The sequence below is a fragment of the Mesorhizobium sp. BR1-1-13 genome, from assembly GCF_020165515.1.
GTDB lineage: Bacteria > Pseudomonadota > Alphaproteobacteria > Rhizobiales > Rhizobiaceae > Mesorhizobium.
The window spans coordinates 15,346-40,809 of record NZ_JAIUIH010000020.1; the positions used below are offsets into that span (position 1 = coordinate 15,346).

Sequence of the window (25,464 nt, forward strand, 5' to 3'; positions counted from 1 at the left end):
GAATCGGCGAACGCCAGTGGGAGTTTGCATGACGACACCGAGAGGCCGTATTGGCTTTTCCAGTGCCCAGCAGGTCGCGGAGCTTGCCGGCGTTTCGCGCTCGGCCGTGTCACGCACCTTCACGCCCGGCGCCAGCGTTTCGGAAGAAACCCGCGAGCGGGTGCTGCTGGCAGCCGAGCAGCTCGGCTATCACGTCAACCATCTGGCGCGCGGCCTGATGCGGGCATCGACGGGCATCGTCTGCCTTGTCGTCGCCGATGGCGACACGCCCTATCAGGCCCGTATCCTGCGGGCGCTGACACAGCATTTGAGGGATGCCGGCAAAGTGGCCATGGTATTCAACACGTCGGGCCCCAGCCACCATGTCGACCAGGCGCTGCGCAACACGCTGAACTACCGTGCCGATGCGACGATCGTGCTGTCCGGCACGCCGCCGCAGGAGCTGATCCGAACCTGCCTCGAGAACGGGCAGCGCCTGATCCTGATCAATCGCGACGACCGGTTCGACGGACCGCATAACATCGGCGTGGACAACGCCGCCGCCGCCGAGGCGGCACTTCACGCCTTTCTTCGTGCCGGTTGCACCAGGCCTGCCCTGGTGACGTCGGCAGCCGGCACGCCCAGTCTGGTGGCGCGCGAGACGGCGTTTCTTGCCGCGGCGCGCAAGGAAGGGCTGGAGGTAATCCAGTGGCGCGAGGGTCGCACGGGTTATGCGACTGGGGCAGAAGGCGCAAGGCGCCTGCTGTCGGGCCGGCAGCGACCGGATGCGGCATTCTGCGTGACCGACCTGATCGCCTGCGGTTTTTTGGACGCGGCGCGCCACGAGTTCGGCGTCGATGTCCCGCGCGATCTCTGCGTCGCCGGCTTCGACGACATCGAGCAGGCGGAATGGGCTTCCTACCGGCTGACGACCTTTGCGCCGCCGATTGAGGAGATTGCTACGCACGCCGTGCGACTGGCCGCCGGGTCGCGCGAGGAAGCCGGCGCCGGCAGCCGCCTGACCTGCCACGCGCCGATGGTCTGGCGCGGCACTGTGAGGCCGGGTCGGGTCTGATGCCGGTCGGTGAGCGTCTCGTGCGCTAGATGGCAATGCTGCCGATAGCGGCATCGACGGCGTCGCCCAAACGGTCGACGATGATGTCGACCGTGCCATCGTCGACGATGAATGGCGGTGCGAGCAGGACGTGATCGCCAGCCCGCCCATCGACGGTGCCGCCCATGGGATAAACCATCAACCCCCGCTGCATCGCTTCCGATTTTATCCGGGCATGGACCTTCAGGCGCGGATCGAACGGGGCCTTGGCCGAGCGATCCGCGACAAGTTCGATGCCCTGGAAGAGGCCGCGCCCGCGAATGTCTCCGACATGGTGATGGTTGCCGAAGCGCTCGCGCAGCCGCCGTTCGAGCGTGGTGCCTCGTGCCGCGACATTGGCAAGCAGACCATCACGCTCGATGACCCGCTGGACGGCGAGGCCGGCCGCGCAGGTGAGTGGATGACCGATATAGGTGTGACCGTGCTGGAAATCGCTGCCTTGCGAAAAGGCATCGAATATCCGCTCGGACGCCAGCACCGCCCCGAGCGGGGCGTAGCCGCCGCCGAGCCCTTTGGCGACCACCATGATGTCGGGAGCGATGCCTTCCTGCTCGCAGGCATGCAGTGTTCCGGTGCGACCCATGCCGCACATGACTTCGTCGAGGATGAGCAGCACACCGTGGCGATCGCAAATCTCGCGGATGCGCCTGAAATAACCGGGTGCGGGTGGCACGGCGCCGAGGGTCGCTCCAACCACGGTCTCTGCGACAAAGGCGATGACCGTTTCCGGCCCGAGTTCCTGCAGCTTCGTTTCAAGCGCATCGGCGGCGCGCAGGCCGTAGGCCTCGCTGCCTTCATCCGGCCGCTGATGCCGATAGGCATAGCATGGTTCGACATGATGGTTTTCGATCAGCATGGGCTCGAACGGCGCTTTGCGCCAGGCGTTGCCTCCCACCGAAAGCGCGCCCAGCGTATTGCCGTGATAGCTCTGCTGACGGGCCACGAAGCGGCGGCGCTGCGGCTCGCCGCGCTCGACGAAATATTGCCGCGCCATCTTCAGGGCGGTCTCGATGCCTTCCGATCCACCGGAGACGAAATAGACGTGATGAAGATCGCCCGGCGCGTGAGCGGCAAGTTCGTCCGCCAGTTCCTCCGCCGGCCGGGTGGTGAAGAAGCTGCTATGCGCATAGGCGAGCCGGTCGAGTTCGGCATGCATCGCGGCAAGAACAGCCGGATGCTGATGGCCAAGGCATGAGACGGCCGCGCCGCCGGAGGCGTCGATATAGCGGCGTCCCTTGCTGTCGATGACGGTGACGCCATCGCCGCTGACGGCAACGGGATAATCGTGGTGGATCTGGCGATGGAGGATATGCGTCATGACCGTTGCCTGGTTTCGTAGATATGGGTGGAAAGGGTATCGAACTGACGTTCGACGTCGCGCATGGCGGCCAGCGCGCGATCGCCGGCGGCGGCGGCCAGGATCGCGGCCAGCGTTTCGGCGATGGCAAAGGCCGGCGCCATGGTGTGGAAAAACGACGGGCTCTCGGTCGGCACGATGATGACGGCGCCCGCCCGGTTAACGAGCGGAGAGACGACGCTGTCGGTAATCGCCACGATTTCGAGCGCACGGCTGCGTGCATAATCGACGAGTTCGACGGCGGCGCGCGTATAGGGCTTGACGCTGATCGCCAAAAGCACGTCGCCCGCTCCAGCTTCCCACAAAGGATCAGGTCCGGTTCCGCCGACCCCGTCAAGCAGACGCACCGCGCCCCCGGCGAGACCATAGACGTAGGCGAAATGGCAAGCGACGGGGTAGCTCGACCGATAGCCCAGCGCATAGATGCGCTTGGCGCCTGCCAGCACCGCGGCCGCCCGGGTCACCGCCTCCAGCGTCGCCGGATCGCAAAGCTTCGCCATATGGCGCTCGAGCGTTTCGGCCAGCTCGAAGGCCAGCGCGCCGTCTCCTCCGCGCTTGCGCCGCGCCATCAAGGCTTCGGCCTTGCCCAAAAACTCCTTCTCGCCGCGGCGAAGTTGCTCGGCGTAGAGGTCGCGCAGACTATCGTAGCCGTCGAAGCCCATGCGCTGTGCAAGCCGCGTCATCGATGCCGGGGTCACCCCGGCGCGCTGCGCCTGGACGCGCATCGACAGGAGGGCAACGTCACGCGGATTGTCGAGCACCCATTGCGCCGCCGCGCGAAGCTGGCGCGGCATCGTCTCGAAACTCTCGAGCAGGCGCGAGCGGAAGGCGGGTTCCAACATGGGGCGAATTTACGCCGACCGTTGACGAGCTGCAATGAATATTTCAATCTGCCAGAAATGAGCGTAGTGTTTCATTCAATCAGAAAACAAGAACAGGGGAAATTCGCATGAAACAGACCATATCCAGTCATTTGGGAGCGCTGGCGGCACTCGCGCTGGCTTCCTTGCCGTTCGCTGCCGCACCGGCTCTGGCCGAGGATCCGATCGCGCTGGGTTGGGTGGGCCCGCTGTCGCCGCCCGGCAATTATTCCGGCGGCCAGGAGATGCAATGGGCGGTGCAGCTCGGCGTTGACGAGGTCAACAAGGCCGGCGGCGTTCTCGGCCGTCAGCTGAAGGTGAGTTACGAGGACACCAAAGGGCAGCCGGCCGACGGCAGCGCGGCAGCGGTTCGGCTCATCACCAAGGACAACGTCGCCGCGATCTTCGGCGAATTCCATTCCTCGGTCGCTCTCGCCGAAATCGAGGAGGCGCACAAATACGGCGTCGCCTGGGTCGGTACCGATGTATGGGCGGATGCCATCACGGCCAAGCAGTATCCGGAAGTCTATCGTCTCGCTCCGGCCAACTCGCTCGTTTACGTCAAGGCAGCCGACTGGACGGTCGAGCAAGGTTTCAAGAACATCGCCATCATCGCCGAAAACACGGATTTCGGCCAAGGCGGGGCCAAGGTCATCGCCGATGAGCTGAAGGCCAAGAACGTCCCCTATACGCTGGCGACGATCGACCTCAACCAGCAGGATTTCACGCCCGCGCTGCTGCGCCTGATGAACCAGAGCCCGAGGCCCGATGCGATCCAGATGGTAATCGCCGGACAGGCACAATACCAGCTCGTCAAGCAGGCCTGCCAGCTCGGCCTCGCACCGACCGCCGACACGGCCCTCATCGGCTCCTCGGGTCTGCTGCAAAAGGAAGTGTGGGAAGTCGACGGCGAATGCGCCAACAATCTTCTCATCGTCAACGTCGCGCAGCCCAAGTCGCAATGGAACGACAAGGCCAAGGCATTCGTGAAGGCGTTCACAGAACGCTACAACAGGGCACCGACCGGCGTGGCCATGGAGGCCTATGACACGTTCGGTGTCGTCGTCGAGGCGATCAAGAAGGCAGGCTCGGCCGACCGCGCGGCGATCGTGAAGGCACTGGAAGAGATCAAATATGAAGGGGTGAACGCCACCTACACCTTCCCGACCACCAAATCGCCCGACTGGGCTTTCCATCAGTTCGTCGACGTGCCGTTCACGATCATTCAATACACGGCCGTGAACCAGGCGCCGGAGGACGCTGCGATCGTCTATCCGAAGAAGTGGGCCACCACCGACAAGGTCATGCCCGGCAAATGAACGGCACGCCGGCGGCTCCATGGCCGCCGGCGGCCGCTTCGCTGGACAGGCGGCCGACAACGAGGTGATGTGAACCCATGAGCTATTTCCTCCTCCTGGCCGTCAACGGCCTGGTCATCGGCCTCATTTTCGCGCTGACGGCGGCGGGGCTCACTTTGGTCTTCTCGGTGCTGAAGGTCGTCAATTTCGGCCACGGATCGCTCTATATGCTGGGCGGCTATGCGTCCTACTACATCATTGGCTGGTTCCATGCGCCGCCGCTTGTCGGTGTCGCCGGCGCGATGGTGGCCCTGTTCATCTTCGGCGTGCTCTTCGAGAGGCTCGTCATAGCGCCGATGTATACCGACAAGGTCGAGCGCAAGGACGAATACGCCATTATCGTCACGTTCGGTCTCACCATTCTGATCACCAATCTCGGCCTCGTCGTCTTCGGCCCATTCGCCAAGGCGCCGCCGTCCTTTATGACGGGAGCGCTGATCCTCGGTCCGTTGATCCTGCCTTACGACCGGCTGATCGCTGCGGTCGCTGCCGTCGTCCTGCTTGTCGGTCTGACGTTTTTCCTGAAGCGCACCTCGCTCGGCCAGGCGCTCGATGCGGTGAGCCAGAGCCGCGAATCCGCCGCGGTCATCGGTATCGATCCGCGCCGCATGTACACCATCGCCTTCGGCATCGGCTCGGCACTTGCTGGCGGGGCAGGGGCGTTGATCGCGCCGATCTTCGCCCTGTCGCCTTCGATGGGTGAGTTGCCTGCCGTGCAGGCCTTCATCATCATCGTCCTCGGCGGCATGGGTTCCGTCGGCGGAAGCATTACCGGCGGCATCCTGCTCGGCCTGGTGCAAGGGCTGGGTGTCGGCTATCTGCCGGACCCCAATCGCGCGCTTGCCTATACGCAGGCGTTCGGAGCGCTGCTGCTCGTCATTGCGTTGCTCTTCCGGCCGACCGGCTTGTTCGGCCGCTCGCATCTGCGGCTGGAATAGGATCACGGCAATGATCCGTCCAACATTCTCGCAATCGGCCCAGGCGATTCTGTTCGTGGTGGCGTTGCTGGTGCCGCTCGGCGTCGGGCCGTACTGGACCCACGTCGGCGCCATCGCCTGGTACTATGCGCTGCTTGCCGCGAGCTGGGCGCTGCTTGCCGGGTTCGCCGGTCAGTTCTCCTTCGCCCATGTGGCTTTTGCCGCGCTGGGCGGATATGCCTCGGCCTTGTTCGTTGGTCAGATCGGCATGCCCCTGCCGCTCGCCATTCTTGCCGCCATCGCTCTTGCCGTCGTGGCGGGCGCCCTGATCGGCGCGCTCGTGCTGAGGCTTTCCGGGCCTTATCTGGCCCTCTTCACGCTTGCCATTTCGGAAATCTTCCGCCTCGTGCTGGTCGCGGAGGAAGACATCACACGCGGCATGCTGGGCTTGCCGGTACCAGGCCTCTTTTCCGGTCGATCGGACCTGCCCTATTATTATCTCGGCCTTGCGCTCGTCGTCCTGGCGGTATTGGGAATGAACGCCTTATTGGCGACCCGCGTCGGTCTTTTTCTGCGTGCCATCCGGGAAGACGAGGGCGCCGCGCGCGCCAGCGGGGTCGATACCACGCGCTACAAGATCCTCGTCTTCGTGGTGACCAGCGTGATCGCGGCGATAGCCGGCATTTATTACGGCCACTTCATCGGCATCCTGACGCCCAACATGGCTATCCTTCCGGAGATGGGTCTGGTCATCGCGATGGCGGTGATCGGCGGTATCGAAAGCCTGCCCGGCGCCGTGGTCGGCGCAGTCGTCGTTTTCCTGCTTTCCGAGACGCTGCGGTCCTACGGCGAATGGCGTTTCGTGCTGATGGGTCTGGCGCTTATCCTGGTGCAACGCTTCGCGCAGAACGGCCTGTATCCGATGGTCGAAAACTGGGCGCGTTTCCGCGCACGGCCGCGGGAACAAGCGCCTGTTCCTGCCGCTACCACCGAGGAACCCCATGCCGGTTGAGAGGGACACCAGTTTTTTCTCGGTCAGTGGTCTTGCCAAGCATTTCGGCGGCATCCATGCCGTCGAAGGCCTATCCTTTGCCTTGGCCCGCGGCGAAATTGTCGGGTTGATCGGTCCCAACGGCTCGGGAAAGACGACCACCATCAACATGGTGACCGGCGCGCTCAAACCCGACGGCGGTGCCATCCTCGTCGAGGGCACCGACATGGCGCGCTCGCCGGCTAATCTTTTCGCGCGCCGCGGTGTTGCCCGCACTTTTCAGGTTCCCCGCCTGTTCCGCCGCATGACCGTGCTGGAAAACCTGATTGTGCCGGCGCTTTCCGACCCGGCTGAACGGCGCGCCGCGGCAGAGGAGCGCGCCCGTGGGGTTCTTGCTTTCCTGAGGCTCGATCATCTCGCCGACAGCTATGCAAGAGCGCTTTCGGGGGGCCAGCAGAAGCTGCTGGAACTCGGCCGGGCGCTGATGCTCAAACCGAGATTGCTGCTTCTGGACGAGCCCTTCGCCGGCGTCCACCCGCGCCTGCTGGAGGAGATCATCGAGCACATAAGGAGCCTCAATCGCGACGGTCACACCATTGTCGTTGTCGATCACAACCTCGAGGCCATCCAGTCGGTCGTAACGCGCGTCATGGTTATGGCGCGGGGGCGCAAGATCGCCGACGGCGCGGTCGCCGAGGTGCTGCGCAATCCCGAGGTCGTGCACGCCTATACGGGATCCCGCGGAACGCATCGGGAAGCACAATGATGGAATCCGCTGCCCTGGCATCGAGTCCGCCGCTGGTCGCCTGCGAGAACCTTGTCGCTGGCTATACGCGCGACATTGACATATTGCGCGACGTTTCGGTCAGGGCCTGGCCTGGCCGCATTTCCTGTGTGGTCGGGCCGAACGGCACCGGCAAGTCGACGCTTCTCAAGGCGTTGTTCGGCTTTCTGAAACCGAGTGCCGGCCGGGTGCTTCTGCGAGACGTGGACATCACCGGAAACCCGCCCTTCCGGATGCTGGGCCTTGGCCTGGCCTACCTACCGCAGCGGCCGAGCCTCTTTCCTCATCTCTCGGTCGAATCGAACCTGAAACTCGGTCTCTGGCATGCAAGGCCGAAGAAGACGGTGCTGACCGAGAAACTGGAACATGTCTATGAGCGATTTCCCGTCGTTCGCGAGAAACGCGCGCAGCCTGCCGGCCAGCTCTCGGGAGGGCAGCAGCGGCAGGTCGAGATCGCGCGCAGCCTGATGGCCGATCCGTCGGTCTATCTGATCGACGAACCGACCGCCGGGGTCGATCCGCAGACCAGCGAGACGATCTACGATATCGTCCGCGATCTTGCCCGCGAACTCGGCAAGGCGGTGCTGCTGGTCGACCAGGATATTCGCGCAGCGCTTGCCATCACCGACTACGTCTATGTGGTCAAGAACGGCACGGTTTTTTCCGAAGGCGCACGCGCGGATTTCGGTGCCGACACCGACGCTCTTGTCGCACGTTGGCTGTATGCGAGCGGTGAATGAACAGGGCAGCTCACGGCGTGGCGTAGCCCGGCGGCTGTTCGAACAGGCCGCCGCGCCGGATCTCGAGCGCCCGCCCGATCCTCAGCGCCAGCGGATCCTGGAAGCGGCGAACCGCGATCTGCAATCCTGCGGGCAGACCATCGACGAGACCGATGGGGACGCTGAGCGCCGCCATGTCGAGGAGGTTCACCATGCGGGTAAACGTCCCAAGCGGGGTCGTCGTCTCATCGATGTCGGACAATGGCGGCGCGGTAATCGGCGCCGTCGGCGTCAGGAACGCATCGGCGCCCTCGAGATCGCGATGAAACCCGATCTGCGCGGCCCGGCGCCTTGCAATCAACTCGTGATAAGCCGCAAGGCCGATTTCCCTGCCCTTGAGAACCCGCATGCGGATCGCCGTGCCGACGATGCTGTCCGCGGGTTCCACGTAACGGCCGAGATGATGCCAGGCTTCGACGGCCATGATGTCGCCGGCCAGGGCCTTGTAGGTGTCGTAAGATTGCGGCATCGGCATCCGATCGACATTGGCACCGAGCGCCTCCAGTTCGGCGACGGTGGAGTCGAAGCGGCCCAGTATGCCGGGGTCTACACCGGCAAGGTCCGCGGCCGAGGGGATGCGCAGGCGAACGCCCGATATGCTCCGCTCGAGCCCGTCGAGCGGCGAGGTCGGCGCCACGCCAAAGGTGGCCGGATCGCCGGGATCGGGACCCTCGAGCGCGGCCAGCAGAAGGGCTGCATCCTCCACCGACCGGGCCATGGGACCGATGCTGTCGAAGGACATGGCAAGCGGCAGCAAGCCGCCGCGCCCGACAAGGCCGAAGGACGTCTTCAGGCCCACGATACCGCACATGGCAGACGGATTGCGGATGGAGCCCGTAGTGTCGGTGCCGAGCGCAACCGGCACCAGTCCGGCGGCGACGGCCACACCCGAACCGCTCGACGATCCGCCCGGCGCGCGCGGGGTGGCGCTGTCACGCGGGTTCAGGGGCGTACCGGCGACCGGGTTGGTCCCCCAACTGCCGAAAGCAAATTCCACGGTGTGGACCTTGCCCAGCAGGATCATCCCGGCCGCGACAAGGCGTTCGATTGCCGTTGCCGTGGCGGTTGCGGGTTCGCCAGTCAGCGCTTTCGAACCAGCCAGGGTCGGATAGCCTTCGACGTCAAGCAGGTCCTTGGCCGCGAAAGGGATACCGTCCAGCGGCCCTTTCGAGGCGCCTCGACGGCGACGCTCGTCGGCTTCATCGGCGGCTTGGAGCGCAGCTTCGGGAAACAGCCGGACGAACGCATGCAGCGAATTGTCATGAACGCCGACACGATCCAGTGCGCGCCGGACGATTTCGGTCGAAGATGTGCTGCCGTCCGCGAGCGCGCGGCCGAGTTCGGCGGCGGTGGCGAAGGCGGAAATCCCTTGGGCGGTGGCGTTCATGCTGTCCTACCTGTGCGAGTCGGTGAAATGAAGCATGGAAAACCAGCTTGCGGGAGAGCCAATTGGGCCTGGAGATGAAATTGAAGCCGTTGCTGATCATGGTTGCGCCGAACGGAGCGCGCAGAACGAAGGCCGATCATCCGGGACTGCCGATGACCGCCGACGAACTTGCCGAAACGGCGAGGCAGTGTCTCGTTGCCGGCGCCGCCGCCATCCATGTGCATGTCCGCGATGCTTCAGGCCGGCACACGCTTGACGCCGCGCTTTACCGGGATGCCATCGCGGCGATCCGGGAGCGGACGCAGGGCGTCATGGCGATCCAGATCACGACCGAAGCGGTCGGGCTCTATTCGCCACGCGAACAGATGGATCTTGTTCGGGCGCTTCATCCGGTTTCCGTCTCGATCGGCTTGCGTGAGATAGTCAGCGATGGCGAGGCGGAGCCGGCCCGCTTCTTCGCATGGGCCGGCCGGGAAGGCATCTCGGTCCAGCACATTCTCTATGATCGAGCCGATCTCGACCGTTTCATCGATCTGCGGCGGCGAGGCATTCTGACGGAGCCCACAAGCCCACGGCTGCTGTTCGTCCTTGGGCGCTATGCCACCGATCAGGAAAGCCGGCCCGAAGACCTCGATGTCTTCCTTGAAGGGCTCGACGCGCATGGTCTTGAAGGCGCCGTATGGTCGGTCTGCGCCTTCGGACGGGGCGAGACCTTGGCGCTGACGGCGGCGATCGCGGCGGGAGGGCACGTGCGGGTCGGCTTCGAGAACTCTCTCTGGCACGCCGATGGCAGCCTCGCCCGCGACAATGCCGAACGGGTCGCGGCAATCGTCGAAGCCGCCGGTCGCACGGGACGCCCGATAGCTTCTGCCGCGCAGGCGCTTGATATTCTCGGAATTGCCCGCCAGCAGTGACGGCCCGCGCGCCTTGGTAGGGGGATCGGCCGCACGCCGAGAGTTCTGCAAATTCGCCAGGGAAGGACGGGACGGTCTCGAACGGAGCGCTCCGATCCTGCATCCAAACCGGGCGGCTTGCCTTGCGAGCCGTCTTCCTTTTGCGTTTTATCGCGGATGGCCCGGAACAATGGCTCCAATGAGGGGTTTGGTCGCGACGTAGCCAGCAACGGAGCCAGCGATGTCCGAGCATGTTCCCCCAAACTCCTCCGGTCTCAGCAGACGAAGCTTCATGACCGCGACCGTTTCCGCAGCTGCGGTGACTCCGCTTCTGGCCTCGACCGCCAGGTCCGAGGAGCCAGCGTCTGCTGCCGCCAAGCCAAACGAGCCTGTCATGACGACACTCACCATCAACAAGCAGCCGTACAATCTGGCGCTCGACAGCCGAACCAGCCTGCTCGACGCCTTGCGCGACCATGTCGGCCTGACGGGCACGAAGAAAGGCTGCGACCATGGCCAATGCGGTGCCTGTACGGTGCTCGTCGATGGTCATCGCGTGCTCTCCTGCCTCAGCTTCGCGGTGATGAATGAAGGCAAGGCGGTAACCACCGTCGAAGGCTTGGCGTCGACGGATGGCGGCCTGCATCCGATGCAGCAGGCCTTCATCGATCACGACGCGTTCCAGTGCGGCTATTGCACGCCCGGCCAGATCATGTCCGCGATCGGCTGCGTCGACGAGGGACATGCCGGTTCAGAGGACGACATTCGCGAATATATGAGCGGCAACCTTTGCCGATGCGCGGCATACCCGAACATCGTCGCGGCAATCGTCCAGGCCCGCGACCAGATCAGGAGAGCCTGAGATGCATCCTTTCGTCTATGAGAGGCCCGCCAGCCTCTCCGCGGCGGTCGCCGTCGCATCGCGCTCGGCCACCAGGCATCCGCCGACGCAAGCCCCCGCGCAGTTCATCGCCGGCGGCACCAATCTCGCCGATTATATGAAACTCGGCGTCGCCCGGCCGGAACGCTTGCTCGATCTGAACGGTCTCTCCGAACCGGCACTGCGGCGTATCGAGACCGGTGGTGAGGGTCTACGCCTTGGCGCTCTTGTGCGGATGGGCGACGCGGCCGAGAATGCCGAGATCAAGCGTCGGTATCCGGTGATCGCGGAAAGCCTGCAACTGGCGGCAAGCGGCCAGCTGCGCAACATGGCAAGTCTTGCCGGCAACATCCTGCAGCGGACCCGCTGCGAATATTTCCGCGAAACCTCATGGCCATGCAACAAGCGCGAGCCAGGCTCGGGCTGCGCCGCGATGGACGGGTTCAACCGCCAGCATGCCGTGCTGGGGACCAGTGAGAACTGCATCGCCACCTATCACGGTGATTTTGCCCAGGCCCTGATCGCGCTTGACGCCACGGTTCATGTACAGGGGCATAGCGGGCGGCGAAAGATTCCGTTTGCCAGCCTGCATCGCCTGCCAGGAGACAGCCCTCACATCGAGACTGACCTGGCACCCGACGAGATCGTCACCGCCATAGAGGTGCCCGCCGGCGCATGGACCAGGCGCTCGCGCTATCTCAAGATCCGCGATCGGCAATCCTACGCGTTCGCCCTTGCATCGGCCGCGGTCGCCCTCGACCTCGACGGCGAGACCGTGAACGAGGCGCGCATCGCGCTTGGCGGCGTGGCGACCGTACCCTGGCGGGCAAGAGCGGCGGAGGAGATCCTGCGCGGCAAGGTGCTCAACGAGGCAGCGGCGGCCGAGGCGGCCGAAGCCGCGTTCGCCGAGGCCCAGCCGCGTCGGCACAACGCATTCAAGATAGAACTCGGCAAGCGAACCTTGATCAGGGGGCTGCTCGAAACCCGTGACATGAAGGTGTGATCATGAACGTCGCCGCTCCACAGCCGAAGGAAAATATGGGACAGCCGCTGCCGCGTATCGATGCGCGGCTGAAAGTGACCGGTCAGGCCGAATATGCGGCGGATCTCCCGGCCGCCAACATCGCGCATGCCGTGCTCGCGACGAGCAGCATCGCCAAGGGCAAGGTCGCCAGGCTTTACCTGGACGACGCGCGCTCGGTGCCCGGCGTCCTCGACATCGTCACTTATGGCGACCTCGACAAGGTCGAGACGCCGAAATTCGGAAACACCGGCGCGAGTTCTATCGGGCCGCTGCATGACAAGGCGATCTTCCATGACGGTCAGATCATTGCGCTGGTGGTCGCGGAGACCTTCGAAGCGGCCGAGGAGGCGGCGCAAAGGATCCGTGCGGACTATGCCGAGGAAAAACCGACTGCCAGTTTCGACATGCCGGGGACAAAGACCATCGACGCCGCCGGCAAAAGCCCGTTGTTCAAGGAGGACGTCAAGGCAGGCGATTTCGATGCCGCTTATGAATCGGCCCCGGTGAAGATCGATGCGCGGTATTCGACGCCGACCCAGCATCACAACCCGATAGAGTTGTTCTCGACCACCGCTGTTTGGCAAGGCGACCAGCTGACCGTTTACGAGCCCTCCCAGAACGTGACCGGCTGGAAGGTCGAGTTGGCGCGGCAATTGAGGCTCGACCCCGCGAATGTGCGCATCGTCTGCCCTAACGTAGGCGGCGCGTTCGGCTCGAAGGGGCCGATGACGGCGCGAACGGCCATCGTGGCTGTGGCCGCCAGGCGGCTTGGCCGGCCGGTGCGCTGTGTGGTCAGCCGCATGCAGGCGTTCGGCACCCAGACCTATCGGGCCGAAACCCGGCACCGCATCCGCATCGGCGCCGGCAAGGACGGCCGCATCACTGCTTTCGGCCATGAAGGCTGGGAGGTGACCTCCAGGCCCGATCCCTATGTCGTCGGCGGGACTTCGGCCACCGGTCGCATGTATGCCTACGGCTCGGTGCTGACGCATGTCTCGCTCGTTCAGGCAGATCGCAACACGCCCGGTTATATGCGCTCGCCGCCCGAGACGCCCTACGTCTATGCGCTCGAGAACGCCATGGACGAGATGGCCGTCGCGCTCGGCATGGATCCGGTCGAATTTCGCCGGATCAACGAGCCCCAGAAGGAGCCGATCGGCGGCAAGCCGTTCTCCAGCCGGTCGCTGATGAAATGCTACGATCAGGCCGCCGATGCTTTCGGCTGGACGAGACGGGATGCGAAAGTCGGCTCGATGCGTGACGGCGACTGGCTCGTCGGCATGGGATGCGCGACGGCAGTCTACCCGACCGCGGCCGCGCCATGCGCGGCCCGCGTGCGCCTGACGGCGGAAGGAGACGTGCGCGTGCAGTGCGGCTCGCATGAAATCGGCACCGGTGTGCGAACCGTTGCCGGCCAGATGGCGGCGGAACGCCTCGGTGTCGACATCGGCAAGGTCGCCGTCGAGATGGGCGACAGTGCCTTGCCGCCGGCACCGGTATCGGGAGGTTCGATCTCCACTGCCAGCGTGTGTTCGGCCGTGCTCAAGGCGTGTGATGCTGTGCGCACGAAATTGTTCGCGGCAGCGGTAGCGGAGGGCGGCCCTCTTGCAGGCTCGCACAATGAGGAGCTGGACCTCCACGAGGGGCGGATCCGCACAAAGGGCGGGGCATCGGCAAGCACTGCCGATATATTCAAGGCCATGCAGGTAGGCGCTATCGAGGAATATGCCGAATTCGCGCCGAAGGGCTCGACCCCCGAAGCGCTCAAGAAGCTCTATGCCGGCCAGTCGGAATTCCACGGCGGCGAGTCCGATGCGGATTCGGTGAAATATGCGTTCGGGGCTGAATTCGTGGAGGTGCACATCAACAGCTACACGCGCGAAATCCGTGTGCCGCGCATTGTCGGGGCGTTCGCGGCCGGCCGCATCATGAACACGCGCACCGCGCGCAGCCAGCTGATGGGAGGCATGATCTGGGGCATTGGCCAGGCCCTGCATGAGGCGACCGAGATCGACACGCGCTATGCCCGCTACGTCAACCGCGACCTGCAGGATTATCTCGTCCCAGTGAATGCCGATATCAGGGATCTCGAGGTGATACTGGTCCCGGAGATCGACCATGAGGTCAATCCGGCTGGTGTGAAGGGCCTGGGCGAACTCGGCAATGTCGGTACCGCCGCTGCCGTCGCCAGCGCCGTCTACCACGCGACAGGCAAGCGGATCCGCGATTTGCCGATCAGAATTGACGATCTGATCGTTTGAAGACCGGGGCGATGAGGATTGCTCCGCCGCAACAGGCACGGATTTATCCCCGTCCAAGTTCACTGTCTTGCGGATCGGGATGCTGATGCGTCAGGAGATCCGACTGTTCGTGCCAGGGTGATCCGGAACAGCCGGAACCCCTCCCGCCCATCGGATGGAACTGGCCGTAAGAGCGCTCAGCGTTGGTCAATGCGCGGTCACGTCGCCTTGCCGACGGCCACGTCCATTTCCATCTCGCCTTCCGAAATGTCGTCGAACGAGGCGTAGTTCATGTTGTAGAGGCGGGCGTAGAGGCCCTGCCTTTGCATCAATTGGTCGTGGTTGCCGCTTTCGACGATCTCGCCGTTCTGCAGCACGATGATGCGGTCGGCGCCGCGGATGGTGGCCAGCCGGTGGGCGATGACCAGGCCGGTGCGGCCCTCCAGCAGTTTTATCAGCGCCTTCTGGATCAGCATCTCGGTGTAGGAATCGATGCTGGCCGTGGCTTCGTCCAGAACAAGGATCTTGGCATCGGCCACCAGCGCCCGCGCGAAGCTGATCAACTGGCGCTGGCCGAGCGACAGATTGCCGCCGCGCTGCTCGAGTTCGGTGTCGTAGCCGTCGGGCAGGTCCTCGATGAAGTCGTGCGCGCCAACGGCTTGCGCGGCGCGCACCACCTCTTCGCGGGTGGCGTCGGCCTTGTGGTAGCGGATGTTCTCCAGCACGGTGCCGGAGAACAGGAACGGCTCCTGCAGCACCATCGCCACCTGCTCGCCGAGCGAGTCCTGCGTGAGGTCGCGCACGTCATGCCCGCCGACCAGCACCTGGCCCGACCAGACGTCGTAGAAGCGGTGCACCAGCGCCATGGAGCTCGACTTGCCCGAACCGGTCGGGCCAACAAGGGCCACGGTCTCGCCCGGATTGACGCGGAAGGAGATGTTCTTCAGCACCGGCAGGTTCTGCCGGTACCCGAAGGTGACGTTCCTGAACTCGACCGAGCCGTCCATGTCGCCCGACAGCGCGATGGCGCCATGCCTGTCGCTGACCTCCACCGGCACGTCGAGCACTTCGGAGATGCGCTGCCCCGAGGCCATGGCGCGCTGCATGACGCTGTACTGCATGGTGAGAGAGCGGATCGGGTCGAAGAAGCGCTGGATATAGAACAGGAACGCCACCATGATGCCGACGTCGAGATTGTGCGAGAGCACCATGGAGCCGCCGACGACGATGACCGTGGCCATGGCGATGCCGGTCAGCGTGTCGACGATCGGCACCATCACCTGCGCGTATTTCGCCGACCTGAGATGCGCATTGAGGTTGGACAGCACCTTCTCGTCATAGAGGTCGAAATTGACGTGCTGGCGTTCGAGACTCTGTACCGTGCGCACGCCGTGAATGCCTTCGGCCAGCGCGCCGTTGGCGATGGAGTTGGTTTCGTGCGCCGCCATGAAGGCGACCTTGGCGCGCGGTAGCCAGAACAGGCGCACGATGAACAGCATCGGCATGGTCGACAGCGTCAGCAGCCCGAGCCGGAAATCGAGCCACAAAAGCACGCTGATGATGCCGAACAGCAGCACGATATCACCCACCGACATGACCGACGTTTCGAGGAATTCCTGCATCGAATTGACGTCGCCCTGCAGGCGCGACATCAGGCGGCCTACCTCGGTCTTGTCCATGAAACTCAGCGAGACACGCTGGAGGTGGCCGAACATGGCGCGGCGCAGATCCGACAGCACGTTCTCGGCCACCTTGCCGACGACGCTTTCCTGCACATGGCTGGCGGCATAGTTGATGAGGATGATGACGGCGAAGATGCCGGTCGCCCAGATCATCACCGACCGGTCGAGCCTGCCCGGCGCCATGCCATGGTCGATCGCATAGCGGATGACCAGCGGGATCGCCAGTTGCGTCAGCGTGAACACCAGCACCGCCGCGACCGAGATGTAAATCCGCCCCTGATACGGGCTCACGAAGCTCCAGATGCGTCTCACGATGCGCGGATCATAGGCTTTGCCGAAAACCTCTTCCTCGTCGCGGTGCGAGCCGACGACCGCCTTTGTCGGTCGCCCGCTTTTGTCTTCCTTCTCGTCATCGTCCTGCGTCGACATCATGCGGCTCCCTCGAGCCGGTCGTCGTCCGGCCGCAGCTGCAGGTCGTAAAGCGCGCGGTAACGGCCACCGAGCGCCAGCAATTCCTCATGCGTGCCGCGCTCGACGATCCGGCCGCCTTCCACGAACAGGATCTGGTCGGCATGGATCAGCGAGCTCAGCCGGTGCGAGATGATCAGCGTCACACGGTCCCTGGCGAAGCGCTTCATCGCCGTCCGGATCCGCTGCTCGGTGCCGGCATCGATCGCGGCGGTAGAATCGTCGAAAACCAGCACCGACGGTCGCAGCATCAGGCTGCGCGCGATGGTCAGGCGCTGGCGTTGGCCGCCAGAGAGCGACGCTCCGCGTTCGCCGACGACCGTGGTGTAGCCCGCCGGAAGCCCGATGATGTAATTGTGCAACTGGGCATACTCTGCGGCTTGGCCGATGCGGGTCTCTCGCGCCCAGGGATTGCCATAGGCGATGTTGTTCTCGATCGAGGTCGTGAACAGGAACGCGTCCTGCTGCACCACGCCGACCGCCTTGCGCAGCGATTGCAGGGTGACGCCGCGGATGTCCTGCCCGTCGATGGTGATAGCGCCCGAGGTGACGTCGTAGAAGCGCGGGATCAGGTGTGCGATGGTCGACTTGCCGCTGCCTGGCGGGCCGACGATACCGATCGTCTCGCCGGACCTGGCCTCGAAGGAAATGCCGGAAAGCGTCGGCCGCTCGCCCGCGCCCTCATAGCGGAAGCCGACATCCTCGAAGCGCAGCACGCCGTCGCTGACGACGAGGTCCTTGGCGTCAGGCGCATCCTTGATGTCGAGTTCAACGTCGAGCAGTTCGAACAGCCGCGTGCCGCAGGTCGAGGCGCGCGCGAAGGAGTTGACCATCAGGCCGAGCTGGCGAACCGGCATCTGCAAAATGGTCATGAAGGTGAGGAACTGGGCCAGCGTGCCGACGCTGATCTGGCCTGCCATCACCTTCTCGCCACCGAACCACAGCACGAGGCCCATGGCAGCCAGGAACGAGAAATTCATGGCGCTGGTGTTGCTGACGCGAATATCGACGCGCTCATTGGCAAGGTCCAGCGCGTTCTGCTTGGCCCGGTCGAACTTTTCCATCTCGTGCTTCTGCGCCGCGAAAGCGCGCACCACACGGATGCCGCCGAGATTCTCGTCCATCACCCGGCTCAGCACCGACAGCCGCTCCTGCAGCATCAGCCATGTGCTGCGCAGCCTGAGCTGGGTAACCGAAGACCGCCAGGCGACGAACGGCACGAAGCTCAGGCTCAAGAGCCCGAGCACGAGATCGGTGCTGATCAAGAGATAGGCGCCGACGCCGATCAGAACGCCAAGCAGGACCACGCGCAGTATGCCGGTGGAAAAGAACATGCGCACGCCGTCGAGGTCGAGCAGCCCGAGCGTGATGAGGTCGCCGGTGTGGACCTTGTCGTGGAAGGAGAAGCTCAGTCGCTGGATCTTCTCGTAGAATGCCAGGCGCAGCTCATAGCCGGTCCGATGGCCGACCGCCTCGCCAAAATAGTTCTGTGCCATGGTGAAGAGGCCGCGCAGGATGCTGACGACGAGCAGCGTCAGCGCCGTATTCCACAGCGCCTGCTCGGCCGCGGCATTTGCACCGGCAGCCACCACGCCTTGCGCCTGGTCGATGGCGCGTCCCAGCAGGCGCGGAATGAAAAGCTGCAGCGTCGCGGCAATGAAGGTCGAGACGATGGTGATGGCGACCTGCCAGGGATGGCGCAGCGTCATGCGCATGATACGCAGCAAGGTGCCAAGGCCCTTGCCCCAGGAGGCTTGCGCCACATGGGCAAACGATTTGCCGCGCCCCGCCGCGCTGCCGATTGCTTGCGTGTTCAAGGAATTATCCAAACCGATCCGGACTTTAGCCCGGACGAATGAAACAGACTCAAATTCAAGTGGCGTGATGTTACGCGCCTCCCACGCGGCCGTTCAAGGGCCAATGACAGCTTCGCGCTGTGCCTGAAATGACACGCCCATATTTCGCGCAATGATCGCGCTCATCATCACGCTGCCCGCCCAAATAGAAAAATTGTTCGTCCCGGCCGCATCGAAAAGCCGATCGTTCCTTTCCCGGCGAGCTTAACTCCATGAGATTTGAGGCATCGATGGCGGCTTCGTCCGCTGAAAAGGGAGCAGCACATCCACGGGCCCGGTTTTTCCGGGTGAAGTTTTCAAGCAGCATCCGGAAAGAACCCGGGAAGGAGCTGATATGCCCAGAATAGTGCCCGTGCTCGATCTGAGCCGTCTCGAACAAGGTGCATCGGAGCGCCGGACGTTTCTGGCGGATCTGCGCTCCGCGTCGCGCGACATCGGTTTTTTCTATCTGGCGGGCCACGGCATCCCATGGGCCGACATCAGCGAGGTACTCGCCGCTTCGCGGCTTTTCTTTGCCCTGCCGGAAGCCGACAAGCTGGCGATCGAGATGGTCAATTCCTCGCAATTCCGAGGTTATACCCGCGCCGGCGGTGAACTGACCAAGGGCAAGGCCGACTGGCGCGAGCAGCTCGACATCGGCGTCGAACACCCGTCCATCGCGCAAGGTCCGGGGCTTCCTGCCTGGACGCGGCTGCAGGGCCCTAATCAGCGGCCGTTAGCATTGCCGGAGCTCAAGCCGGCGCTGCTGGCCTGGCAGGCCAAGGCGACGGCCGTGGCCATCCGCCTGCTCAAGGCCTTCGCGCTGTCGCTCGACCAGGCCGAGGACGCTTTCGATCCGATCTATCGCGGCGAGCCCAATCATCGCATGAAGATTGTGCGTTACCCCGGCCGCGAAGCGACCGGTGGCGACCAGGGGGTTGGGGCGCATAAGGATGGTGGCTTCCTGACGCTGCTGCTCCAGGATGACAACAAGGGGCTGCAGGTCGACTATGACGGAAGCTGGGTGGATGTGGATCCGATTCCCGGAACGCTCGTCGTCAACATCGGCGAGCTGCTGGAGCTCGCCTCGAACGGCTATTTGAGAGCCACCGTGCATCGCGTCGTGACGCCGCCCGCCGGCGTCGAACGCATCTCGGTGCCGTTCTTCTTCAGCGCCAGGCTCGATGCCACGATACGGCTGCTGGAGCTTCCCGAGGAACTGGCGGCGCAGGCGCGCGGGCCGGCCAGCGATCCCGACAATCCGCTGTTTCGCGATGTCGGAACCAATGTGCTGAAGAGCAGGCTGCGCTCCCATCCCGACGTTGTGCGGCGTCATTATGCCGATCTGCTTGAGCCCGAGACCCCGGCAGGCTGAGCCATTCGGCAGGTAGAAATTTTTGTAGGACAGCACGATTTTAGGATCCTATTCGTCGCCAGCGCGCGAAAATGGGCTCAAGATAAAATTATCGTTCGAGGTTTCCTCCCATTCCTCCGAACGATGTTCCCCTCTGAAGGTTATGACCTTCTTTCTGGCCGGGCCGTCTTCGCGCCCGGCCATTTTTCTTTGCCGGGAGCAGTTTTTGGGGCCTGGAAAGCGCGCCACGACGACACGCGATTTTCTTGGAAATGCTTTCTCTTGCGTTCCACTTGGGAAGGCGCAACCTGTCCAATCCAGTCACCACCGCGAAAGAGAGATGCTCATGACATCCAATGTCGCCGTCATTGCCGGAGCGGGACCCGGATTGAGCGCCTCGCTTGCGGGCCTTCTCGCAAGGGAAGGTTTTCGTGTCGTGCTGGCCGCCCGCAACGTCGAGAAGCTCGACCCGTTGCTGGCGCAGACCGGCGCCCAAGCCGTGGCAACAGATGTCTCCGATGCCGCGTCGGTGCAGCGCCTGTTTGACGTCGCCGAGGAGACCGGTCCGTTGTCGCTCGTGGTTTTCAACGCCAGTGGACGCGCCCGTGGGCCGCTCGCCGAGCTCGATCCCGAAGCTGTCAGGCAGGCCTTGCTGGTCGGGGCCTATGGCGGCTTCCTGGTTGGCCAGCAGGCGGCCCGCCGGATGCTTTCGCAAGGCTCGGGCTCGATCTTCTTCACGGGCGCGACGGCAAGCGTCAAGGGATTCGCCGGCTCGGCCGGTTTCGCGATGCCTAAATTCGGCGTGCGTGGACTGGCGCAATCCATGGCTCGGGAACTGGCTCCCAAGAACATCCATGTCGCGCATTTCATCATCGATGGCGCCATTGCGTCGACCGCGCCGGGAGAGGCTCCCGACCCTCAGGATCGGCGGCTATTGCCGGACGCGATCGCCGAAGCCTATCTCTCCATCCATCGCCAGCACCGCAGTGCCTGGACCTGGGAACTGGAGCTCAGGCCTTGGGTCGAGACCTTCTGATCGCATGGCGAGCTATGCGGCTTTCGCGCGGCTTCCATGCACGGTGGCGGGGAGAGTCGACATTGCATGGGGATGTCACTATATAGCGGCGGCTTCGATGGCTGTGCCCGGAAACGGCAACGTCATCGGGCAGCTGTTGTGACAGCCATTGAGATGCAAACGGACCTGAAAACCGTAAGAAGCAAGTAGAAGCAGCCTCTCGAGGCGGGACAGGATTCCCGCCAAACGATACCCGCCCCCCAGAAACAGAAAATGTTCTTCAATCCTCTATTTCCTTTGGCTCTGTGGACCTTGGACGACATCGGCTTGCCGTCCGGTGGCGACTCGGCTGGAATGGGGACATGCATCCTTCACCGGATGCCGACGTTTATGATTACCAACCGGCTTCGCCGCCAGGGAAAAGCAATATGAGTGAGCACGCCATCGAATTCTTGCAGGGATGGATTGGCGAAAAAGTCCATTGCCAGTCCCACGCCAGGATCGAGAAGCAGGCCGAAACGCTGGCCAGGGAATGCGCTGCCAAGGCGGCCGAGGTCGGCATACCGCTGGAGGATATCCAGGAAGAAGTCGGCGATATCCAGGAACTCATTGCCTCCCGGCTCGAGGAAGCGGCCGAGGCCGACGAGCACCAGCAGGCAGCGAGCAAGGCCGCAGAATAAATTCAGAAGCAAACCTGTATGAGTACGCGGACCATTCGGTCCGCGTGTTTGTCTCAGCCGAATTTCTCCTTCAGCCACGCCTTCGGCAGCGCCGGCACGAAATTGCCGTCGCGCCCGGTCATGTCCTCGTTGGCGACCATCGCATTGAGGACGGCTTCCTCGACGCCCTGGACCACGGCATCGAAGAACGGATCGATGTCGGTGTCGGGGATGAACTCGGCGCGAGCGATCCGGCCCGGTGGGGCCAGGGTCGCGTCGGGATTGGCGGTAGAGAAGGCGAGGAAGATGTCGCCGGAACTGTGATAGCCGAAGCCGCCCGTCATGGCGACGCCGAGCGGCACGCGGCGGGCCAGCCGCTTCATCTGATGCGGCAGGAACGGTGCGTCGGTGGCAATAACGGCAATGATCGAACCTTTTTCGGCGCGTGGCGTGCCTTCACGGATCGCCGGTTCGACGAGGTCCGGCCCGGCGCGCAGGCCTCGAAGCGTGAAATTGCGCCGCTTGCCGAAATTCGCCTGCACGAAGGCGCCGACAGTATAGGCGCGCCCTTGCCATTCGGTGATGCGCGACGCGGTGCCCGAACCGGCCTTGAACCCGAAGGCGATCATGCCGGTGCCGCCCCCGACGCTGCCTTCCTCGATCGGTCCGCTGGCGGCGCCATCGAGCGCCTCGGCAACATGCCCTGATGTCACATGGTGACCGTTGATGTCGTTGAGGAAGCCGTCATAGGTTTCCGCCGCCACCGGCAGCCCCCAGCCGCTGTCGAGTGCGGCCGGCAGCACCTGGCTCATCCAGCGCAGCGTGCCGTCGCGCGAAACGCCGCAGGAATGCGTGTTGGTGACGGTGACCGGGAAGTTGAAGGCGCCGGTCTCCTCGACGATATGCGAGCCGGTCAGTTCGCCATTGCCGTTCTGGCTGAAGATGCCGGCAAAGACTGGCGTGGCGAGCGCGCTGCGCGGCCTTGGCAGGATCGCGGTCACGCCGGTGCGCACCGGTCCCTGGCCTACGACGAGCGGCCCATCGCCTGAAATCAGCGTGGAATAGCCGACCGACACGCCGGGCACGTCGGTGATCGCGTTGAACGGGCCGGGCGTGCCGTCGAAGCCGATGCCGAAGCTTCGCGCGCGCGGCTTGCCGGAGGGCGTTTTCCGATGATGCGGATTGTCTGTCATGTCACGGCTTCAGAATAGGGAGCCCTGGCTGCCGGGCTCCTTGGCTTTGGTCGCGGGTTTGGCGGCCGGTCGTGGCCGCGCCGAGCCGCTGGTCGCGACCGCATCCGCCGTGCCGTCGGCGAACTCCAGGGACAGCGCCATGCCCGCCGACAATTCCGCCGCACGCTTGACGACGGCGCCGTCGGCATCCTTCACCAGGGCGAAGCCGCGTGCCAGCACGGCCTTGTGCGACAGCGTCGCCAGCAAGCGGTCGGCCTGGGCCACGCGACTGCGCAGCCGCTCCAGCCTCAGCGATGCCGCACGCGTGCTGCGCCGCGTCAGCGCGGTCAGGAAATCCCTTTGGGTCCGTTGCCGCCGCGCCGTGGGTTCTATGGTGATGCGGCCCTGCAGCGCCGCCAATTGCTGCCGGTGCCGCTGCAGCGACGCCCGCGCGCATTTGGGCAACTGATCGGCGGCGCGATTGAGTTCCGCGCGCCGCGCTCTCGTCAGCGTGCGCAACGCGCCCTGTGCCCGCAGGAGATTGCGCTCGTTGGTCCGCCGCGCCTCGGCAATTCGCTGCGACAGCATTGCCGGCGTCAGTTTCAGGGCAAGGAAGCGTCCCCGCTTGCGCTCGGTCGAAACCATGAGGCCCCGTCCGAGCCGGCTCGTCGCCTCGTCGAGGCGGCGCCGCGGCAGCGCCAGCAATTGATCGGGCGAGGGCAATGCACGTGCCGCCGCGCGGACAGACTGGCGCTTGCGTTCGAAATTGCGCGAAACCGCCGCCTTGAGCCGTGCGCCGAGACTGGCGAGCGTCGCTTCGAGGTCGGCCTTCACCGGAACGGCGATTTCGGCCGCCCCCGTCGGCGTCGGCGCCCTCACATCCGCGACGAGGTCGATCAGCGTCCAGTCGGTTTCGTGGCCGACGGCCGAGATCACCGGAATGGCGGAGGCGGCGACGGCGCGGGCCAGCGCCTCGTCGTTGAAGCCCCACAGGTCCTCGAGGCTGCCGCCGCCGCGCGCCACGATCAGCAGGTCCGGGCGTTCGATGACGCCGTCCCATGCCAGCGCATTGAAGCCATTGACGGCGGTGGTCACTTCGGCGCCCGCGGTTTCGCCTTGCACCCGCACCGGCCAGACGAGCACATGCAGCGGAAAACGATCCTTGATCCGGTGGATGATGTCGCGGATGACCGCACCCGTCGGCGAGGTGACGACGCCGATGACGCGCGGCATGAAAGGCAGCAAGCGCTTGCGGCCCGCATCGAACAGGCCTTCGGCCTGCAGCCGGCGCTTGCGCTCCTCCAGCAGCGCCATCAAGGCTCCGGCGCCCGCCGGTTCCAGATTGTCGATGACGATCTGGTAGTTGGATTTGCCGGGATAGGTGGTGAGCCTGCCGGTGGCGATCACCTCCATTCCTTCTTCGGGGCGGAATTTCAGCCGGCCCATCGTGCCTTTCCACACCACGGCGTCGAGCCGCGCGCGGTCGTCCTTCAGCGTGAAATAGGCATGGCCGGAGGAGTGCGGCCCGCGATAACCCGAGATTTCACCGCGCACCCGCACATTGCCGAAGGCATCCTCTACCGTGCGCTTCAGGGCGCCTGATATTTCGCTCACCGTATATTCGGTGGCGTTGCTGCGTGATTCGGATGCTGCTTCGCTCATCGGCCGATTGGGGGGTGGTTGCGCGCCGGCGTCAAGCTGGCTGTTTTCAGGTTCAGCGTTCGGTGCGTCTGATCGTCTACCAGCCCGGCAGGATCTGGTTCGGCTTGGTTCGCCGCATCTTGCTGAAGGCGAGTGCCGCGAAATCGAACGTTCCCGTCTCTTCGCCAAGCGGCACCGAGATATTGTCCAGGCTTTCCGAAATGTGCCGGGCCAGCGCATCGACGATCTCCGGCCGCGAGGTCTGGCCGCGCATGATGCCGATGCGGCAGTCGGGCAGGGCGCCGAAGCCGTCGGCTTCGCCCAGCACCCGCATGCCGGGCCGCAAAGCGCATTCCGGCAGTACCGAGATCGCCAGGCCCGACAATACCGCCGCGGTGATGACGGTTGCGGAAAAACTGGTGAACAGGATGCGGTAGTCGCGGTTCTGCTGGTCAAGCACGTCGACGGCGGCGCGCCGCCAGATACAGTTTGGCCGGCCAAAGGCCATCGGCAGCGTTTCCTGCTCGTGCGTGGCGTGGTTGGCCGAGGTGACCCACAGCAGCGGTTCGCGCCGCACCACCTCGGACTGGCCGCGCACGTCATTATGCGTCACCAGCGCCAGGTCGAGATTGCCGCGCTTGATGTGTTCGACCAGCCCCGGCGTCGGCTCGCAGACGACGGTCAGTTCGACGCGTGGATTGGAACGCGTGAAGCGCGCCATGATCTCGGGCAGGAAACGGTCGGCGTAGTCGTCCGGCGTGCCGATGCGGATGGTGCCTTCGAGCCGCCGGTCGTCGAAGGCGGCCAGCGTTTCGCGGTTGAGATAGAGCAGCCGTCTTGCGTAGGAAAGCAGCTTGTCGCCTTCCTCTGTCAGTCGGTTGCTGCGCCCTTCCTTTTCGAACAGCGGCTTGCCGATCCGCTCCTCCAGCCGGCGCATCTGCATCGACACCGCCGACTGGGTGCGGTGCACCTCTTCGGCCGCACGCGTAAAACTGCCGGTATCGGCAATCGAGATGAAGGTCTGCAACTGATCGAGATCGAGCGGCGCTTTCATCGGTTCAATCCATCATTGATG

The 25,464-nt window shown here is 64.3% G+C and carries 21 protein-coding genes; 13 read left to right on the forward strand and 8 right to left on the reverse strand.

Annotation, left to right across the window (positions count from 1 at the left end):
* The first annotated feature begins 28 nt into the window (after positions 1 to 28).
* Positions 29 to 1,054 carry a substrate-binding domain-containing protein gene (locus tag LB533_RS28990; RefSeq protein WP_140642460.1) on the forward strand — a complete coding sequence of 342 codons (1,026 nt, stop codon included), beginning with the start codon at positions 29 to 31 and terminating at the stop codon, positions 1,052 to 1,054.
* Positions 1,055 to 1,079: 25 nt separating this feature from the next.
* On the opposite strand, the gene LB533_RS28995 is transcribed toward LB533_RS28990, so the two are convergent.
* Positions 1,080 to 2,411, reverse strand: coding sequence for an aspartate aminotransferase family protein (locus LB533_RS28995; RefSeq protein WP_140642462.1), 1,332 nt, complete (start codon positions 2,409 to 2,411; stop codon positions 1,080 to 1,082).
* Positions 2,408 to 3,292 (reverse strand): MurR/RpiR family transcriptional regulator, encoded by an 885-nt coding sequence (locus tag LB533_RS29000; RefSeq protein WP_140642464.1) that lies wholly within the window; start codon positions 3,290 to 3,292, stop codon positions 2,408 to 2,410. Before LB533_RS29000 ends, LB533_RS28995 begins: the two co-directional genes overlap by 4 nt.
* Before the next feature lie 107 nt (positions 3,293 to 3,399).
* Here LB533_RS29000 and LB533_RS29005 point away from each other — a divergent pair, with 107 nt between their 5' ends.
* From LB533_RS29005 to LB533_RS29025, 5 genes are all read left to right on the forward strand, one after another.
* Positions 3,400 to 4,629 carry an ABC transporter substrate-binding protein gene (locus LB533_RS29005; protein ID WP_140642466.1) on the forward strand — a complete coding sequence of 410 codons (1,230 nt, stop codon included), beginning with the start codon at positions 3,400 to 3,402 and terminating at the stop codon, positions 4,627 to 4,629.
* A 77-nt stretch (positions 4,630 to 4,706) separates the two neighbouring features.
* Entirely contained in the window at positions 4,707 to 5,606 is a 900-nt protein-coding gene (locus tag LB533_RS29010; RefSeq protein ID WP_140642468.1) for a branched-chain amino acid ABC transporter permease, read from the forward strand.
* A gap of 10 nt (positions 5,607 to 5,616) precedes the next feature.
* A complete protein-coding gene (locus LB533_RS29015) occupies positions 5,617 to 6,597 on the forward strand; it encodes a branched-chain amino acid ABC transporter permease (protein WP_140642470.1) in 981 nt (326 codons plus the stop codon).
* On the forward strand, positions 6,587 to 7,342 hold the full coding sequence (locus LB533_RS29020) for an ABC transporter ATP-binding protein (protein WP_224678789.1): 756 nt from the start codon (positions 6,587 to 6,589) through the stop codon (positions 7,340 to 7,342). The genes LB533_RS29015 and LB533_RS29020 overlap by 11 nt, the downstream gene beginning before the upstream one ends.
* Complete coding sequence (locus tag LB533_RS29025; RefSeq protein ID WP_224678790.1) at positions 7,339 to 8,100, forward strand: ABC transporter ATP-binding protein; 762 nt, start codon at positions 7,339 to 7,341, stop codon at positions 8,098 to 8,100. The genes LB533_RS29020 and LB533_RS29025 overlap by 4 nt, the downstream gene beginning before the upstream one ends.
* A gap of 10 nt (positions 8,101 to 8,110) precedes the next feature.
* On the opposite strand, the gene LB533_RS29030 is transcribed toward LB533_RS29025, so the two are convergent.
* A complete protein-coding gene (locus LB533_RS29030; RefSeq protein ID WP_224678791.1) occupies positions 8,111 to 9,526 on the reverse strand; it encodes an amidase in 1,416 nt (471 codons plus the stop codon).
* Positions 9,527 to 9,606: 80 nt separating this feature from the next.
* On the opposite strand from LB533_RS29030, the gene LB533_RS29035 reads away from it, so the two are divergent.
* From LB533_RS29035 to LB533_RS29050, 4 genes are all read left to right on the forward strand, one after another.
* Positions 9,607 to 10,440: a 3-keto-5-aminohexanoate cleavage protein gene (locus tag LB533_RS29035; RefSeq protein ID WP_224678792.1), complete on the forward strand. Its 834-nt coding sequence runs from the start codon at positions 9,607 to 9,609 to the stop codon at positions 10,438 to 10,440.
* A gap of 220 nt (positions 10,441 to 10,660) precedes the next feature.
* Positions 10,661 to 11,281 (forward strand): (2Fe-2S)-binding protein, encoded by a 621-nt coding sequence (locus LB533_RS29040; protein ID WP_224678793.1) that lies wholly within the window; start codon positions 10,661 to 10,663, stop codon positions 11,279 to 11,281.
* Between the two features lies 1 nt (position 11,282).
* On the forward strand, positions 11,283 to 12,302 hold the full coding sequence (locus tag LB533_RS29045; RefSeq protein WP_224678794.1) for an FAD binding domain-containing protein: 1,020 nt from the start codon (positions 11,283 to 11,285) through the stop codon (positions 12,300 to 12,302).
* 2 nt (positions 12,303 to 12,304) lie between these two features.
* On the forward strand, positions 12,305 to 14,584 hold the full coding sequence (locus LB533_RS29050) for a xanthine dehydrogenase family protein molybdopterin-binding subunit (RefSeq protein ID WP_224678795.1): 2,280 nt from the start codon (positions 12,305 to 12,307) through the stop codon (positions 14,582 to 14,584).
* Between the two features lie 197 nt (positions 14,585 to 14,781).
* On the opposite strand, the gene LB533_RS29055 is transcribed toward LB533_RS29050, so the two are convergent.
* Together LB533_RS29055 and LB533_RS29060 are read right to left on the reverse strand one after the other, a co-directional pair.
* Entirely contained in the window at positions 14,782 to 16,674 is a 1,893-nt protein-coding gene (locus LB533_RS29055; protein ID WP_224678796.1) for an ABC transporter ATP-binding protein, read from the reverse strand.
* Complete coding sequence (locus tag LB533_RS29060) at positions 16,674 to 18,428, reverse strand: ABC transporter ATP-binding protein (protein WP_411970914.1); 1,755 nt, start codon at positions 18,426 to 18,428, stop codon at positions 16,674 to 16,676. The genes LB533_RS29055 and LB533_RS29060 overlap by 1 nt, the downstream gene beginning before the upstream one ends.
* 475 nt (positions 18,429 to 18,903) lie before the next feature.
* Here LB533_RS29060 and LB533_RS29065 point away from each other — a divergent pair, with 475 nt between their 5' ends.
* The 3 genes from LB533_RS29065 (at position 18,904) to LB533_RS29075 (ending at position 21,597) form a co-directional block, all read left to right on the forward strand.
* Positions 18,904 to 19,923, forward strand: coding sequence for an isopenicillin N synthase family dioxygenase (locus LB533_RS29065; protein WP_224678798.1), 1,020 nt, complete (start codon positions 18,904 to 18,906; stop codon positions 19,921 to 19,923).
* 325 nt (positions 19,924 to 20,248) lie between these two features.
* Positions 20,249 to 20,938: an SDR family NAD(P)-dependent oxidoreductase gene (locus LB533_RS29070; RefSeq protein WP_224678799.1), complete on the forward strand. Its 690-nt coding sequence runs from the start codon at positions 20,249 to 20,251 to the stop codon at positions 20,936 to 20,938.
* A gap of 407 nt (positions 20,939 to 21,345) precedes the next feature.
* Positions 21,346 to 21,597, forward strand: a complete 252-nt coding sequence (locus LB533_RS29075) for a DUF768 domain-containing protein (protein WP_140498383.1) — start codon at positions 21,346 to 21,348, stop codon at positions 21,595 to 21,597.
* 53 nt (positions 21,598 to 21,650) lie between these two features.
* Here the strand turns inward: LB533_RS29075 and LB533_RS29080 are convergent, their stop codons facing one another.
* The 3 genes from LB533_RS29080 to LB533_RS29090 form a co-directional block, all read right to left on the reverse strand.
* The gene (locus tag LB533_RS29080) at positions 21,651 to 22,769 is read right to left on the reverse strand and encodes a P1 family peptidase (protein ID WP_140642492.1); all 1,119 of its coding nucleotides are present in this window, start codon (positions 22,767 to 22,769) and stop codon (positions 21,651 to 21,653) included.
* Between the two features lie 9 nt (positions 22,770 to 22,778).
* On the reverse strand, positions 22,779 to 24,410 hold the full coding sequence (xseA, locus tag LB533_RS29085; RefSeq protein ID WP_140642494.1) for an exodeoxyribonuclease VII large subunit: 1,632 nt from the start codon (positions 24,408 to 24,410) through the stop codon (positions 22,779 to 22,781).
* Positions 24,411 to 24,486: 76 nt separating this feature from the next.
* Positions 24,487 to 25,443: a LysR substrate-binding domain-containing protein gene (locus LB533_RS29090; protein ID WP_140552395.1), complete on the reverse strand. Its 957-nt coding sequence runs from the start codon at positions 25,441 to 25,443 to the stop codon at positions 24,487 to 24,489.
* Positions 25,444 to 25,464 lie beyond the last annotated feature (21 nt).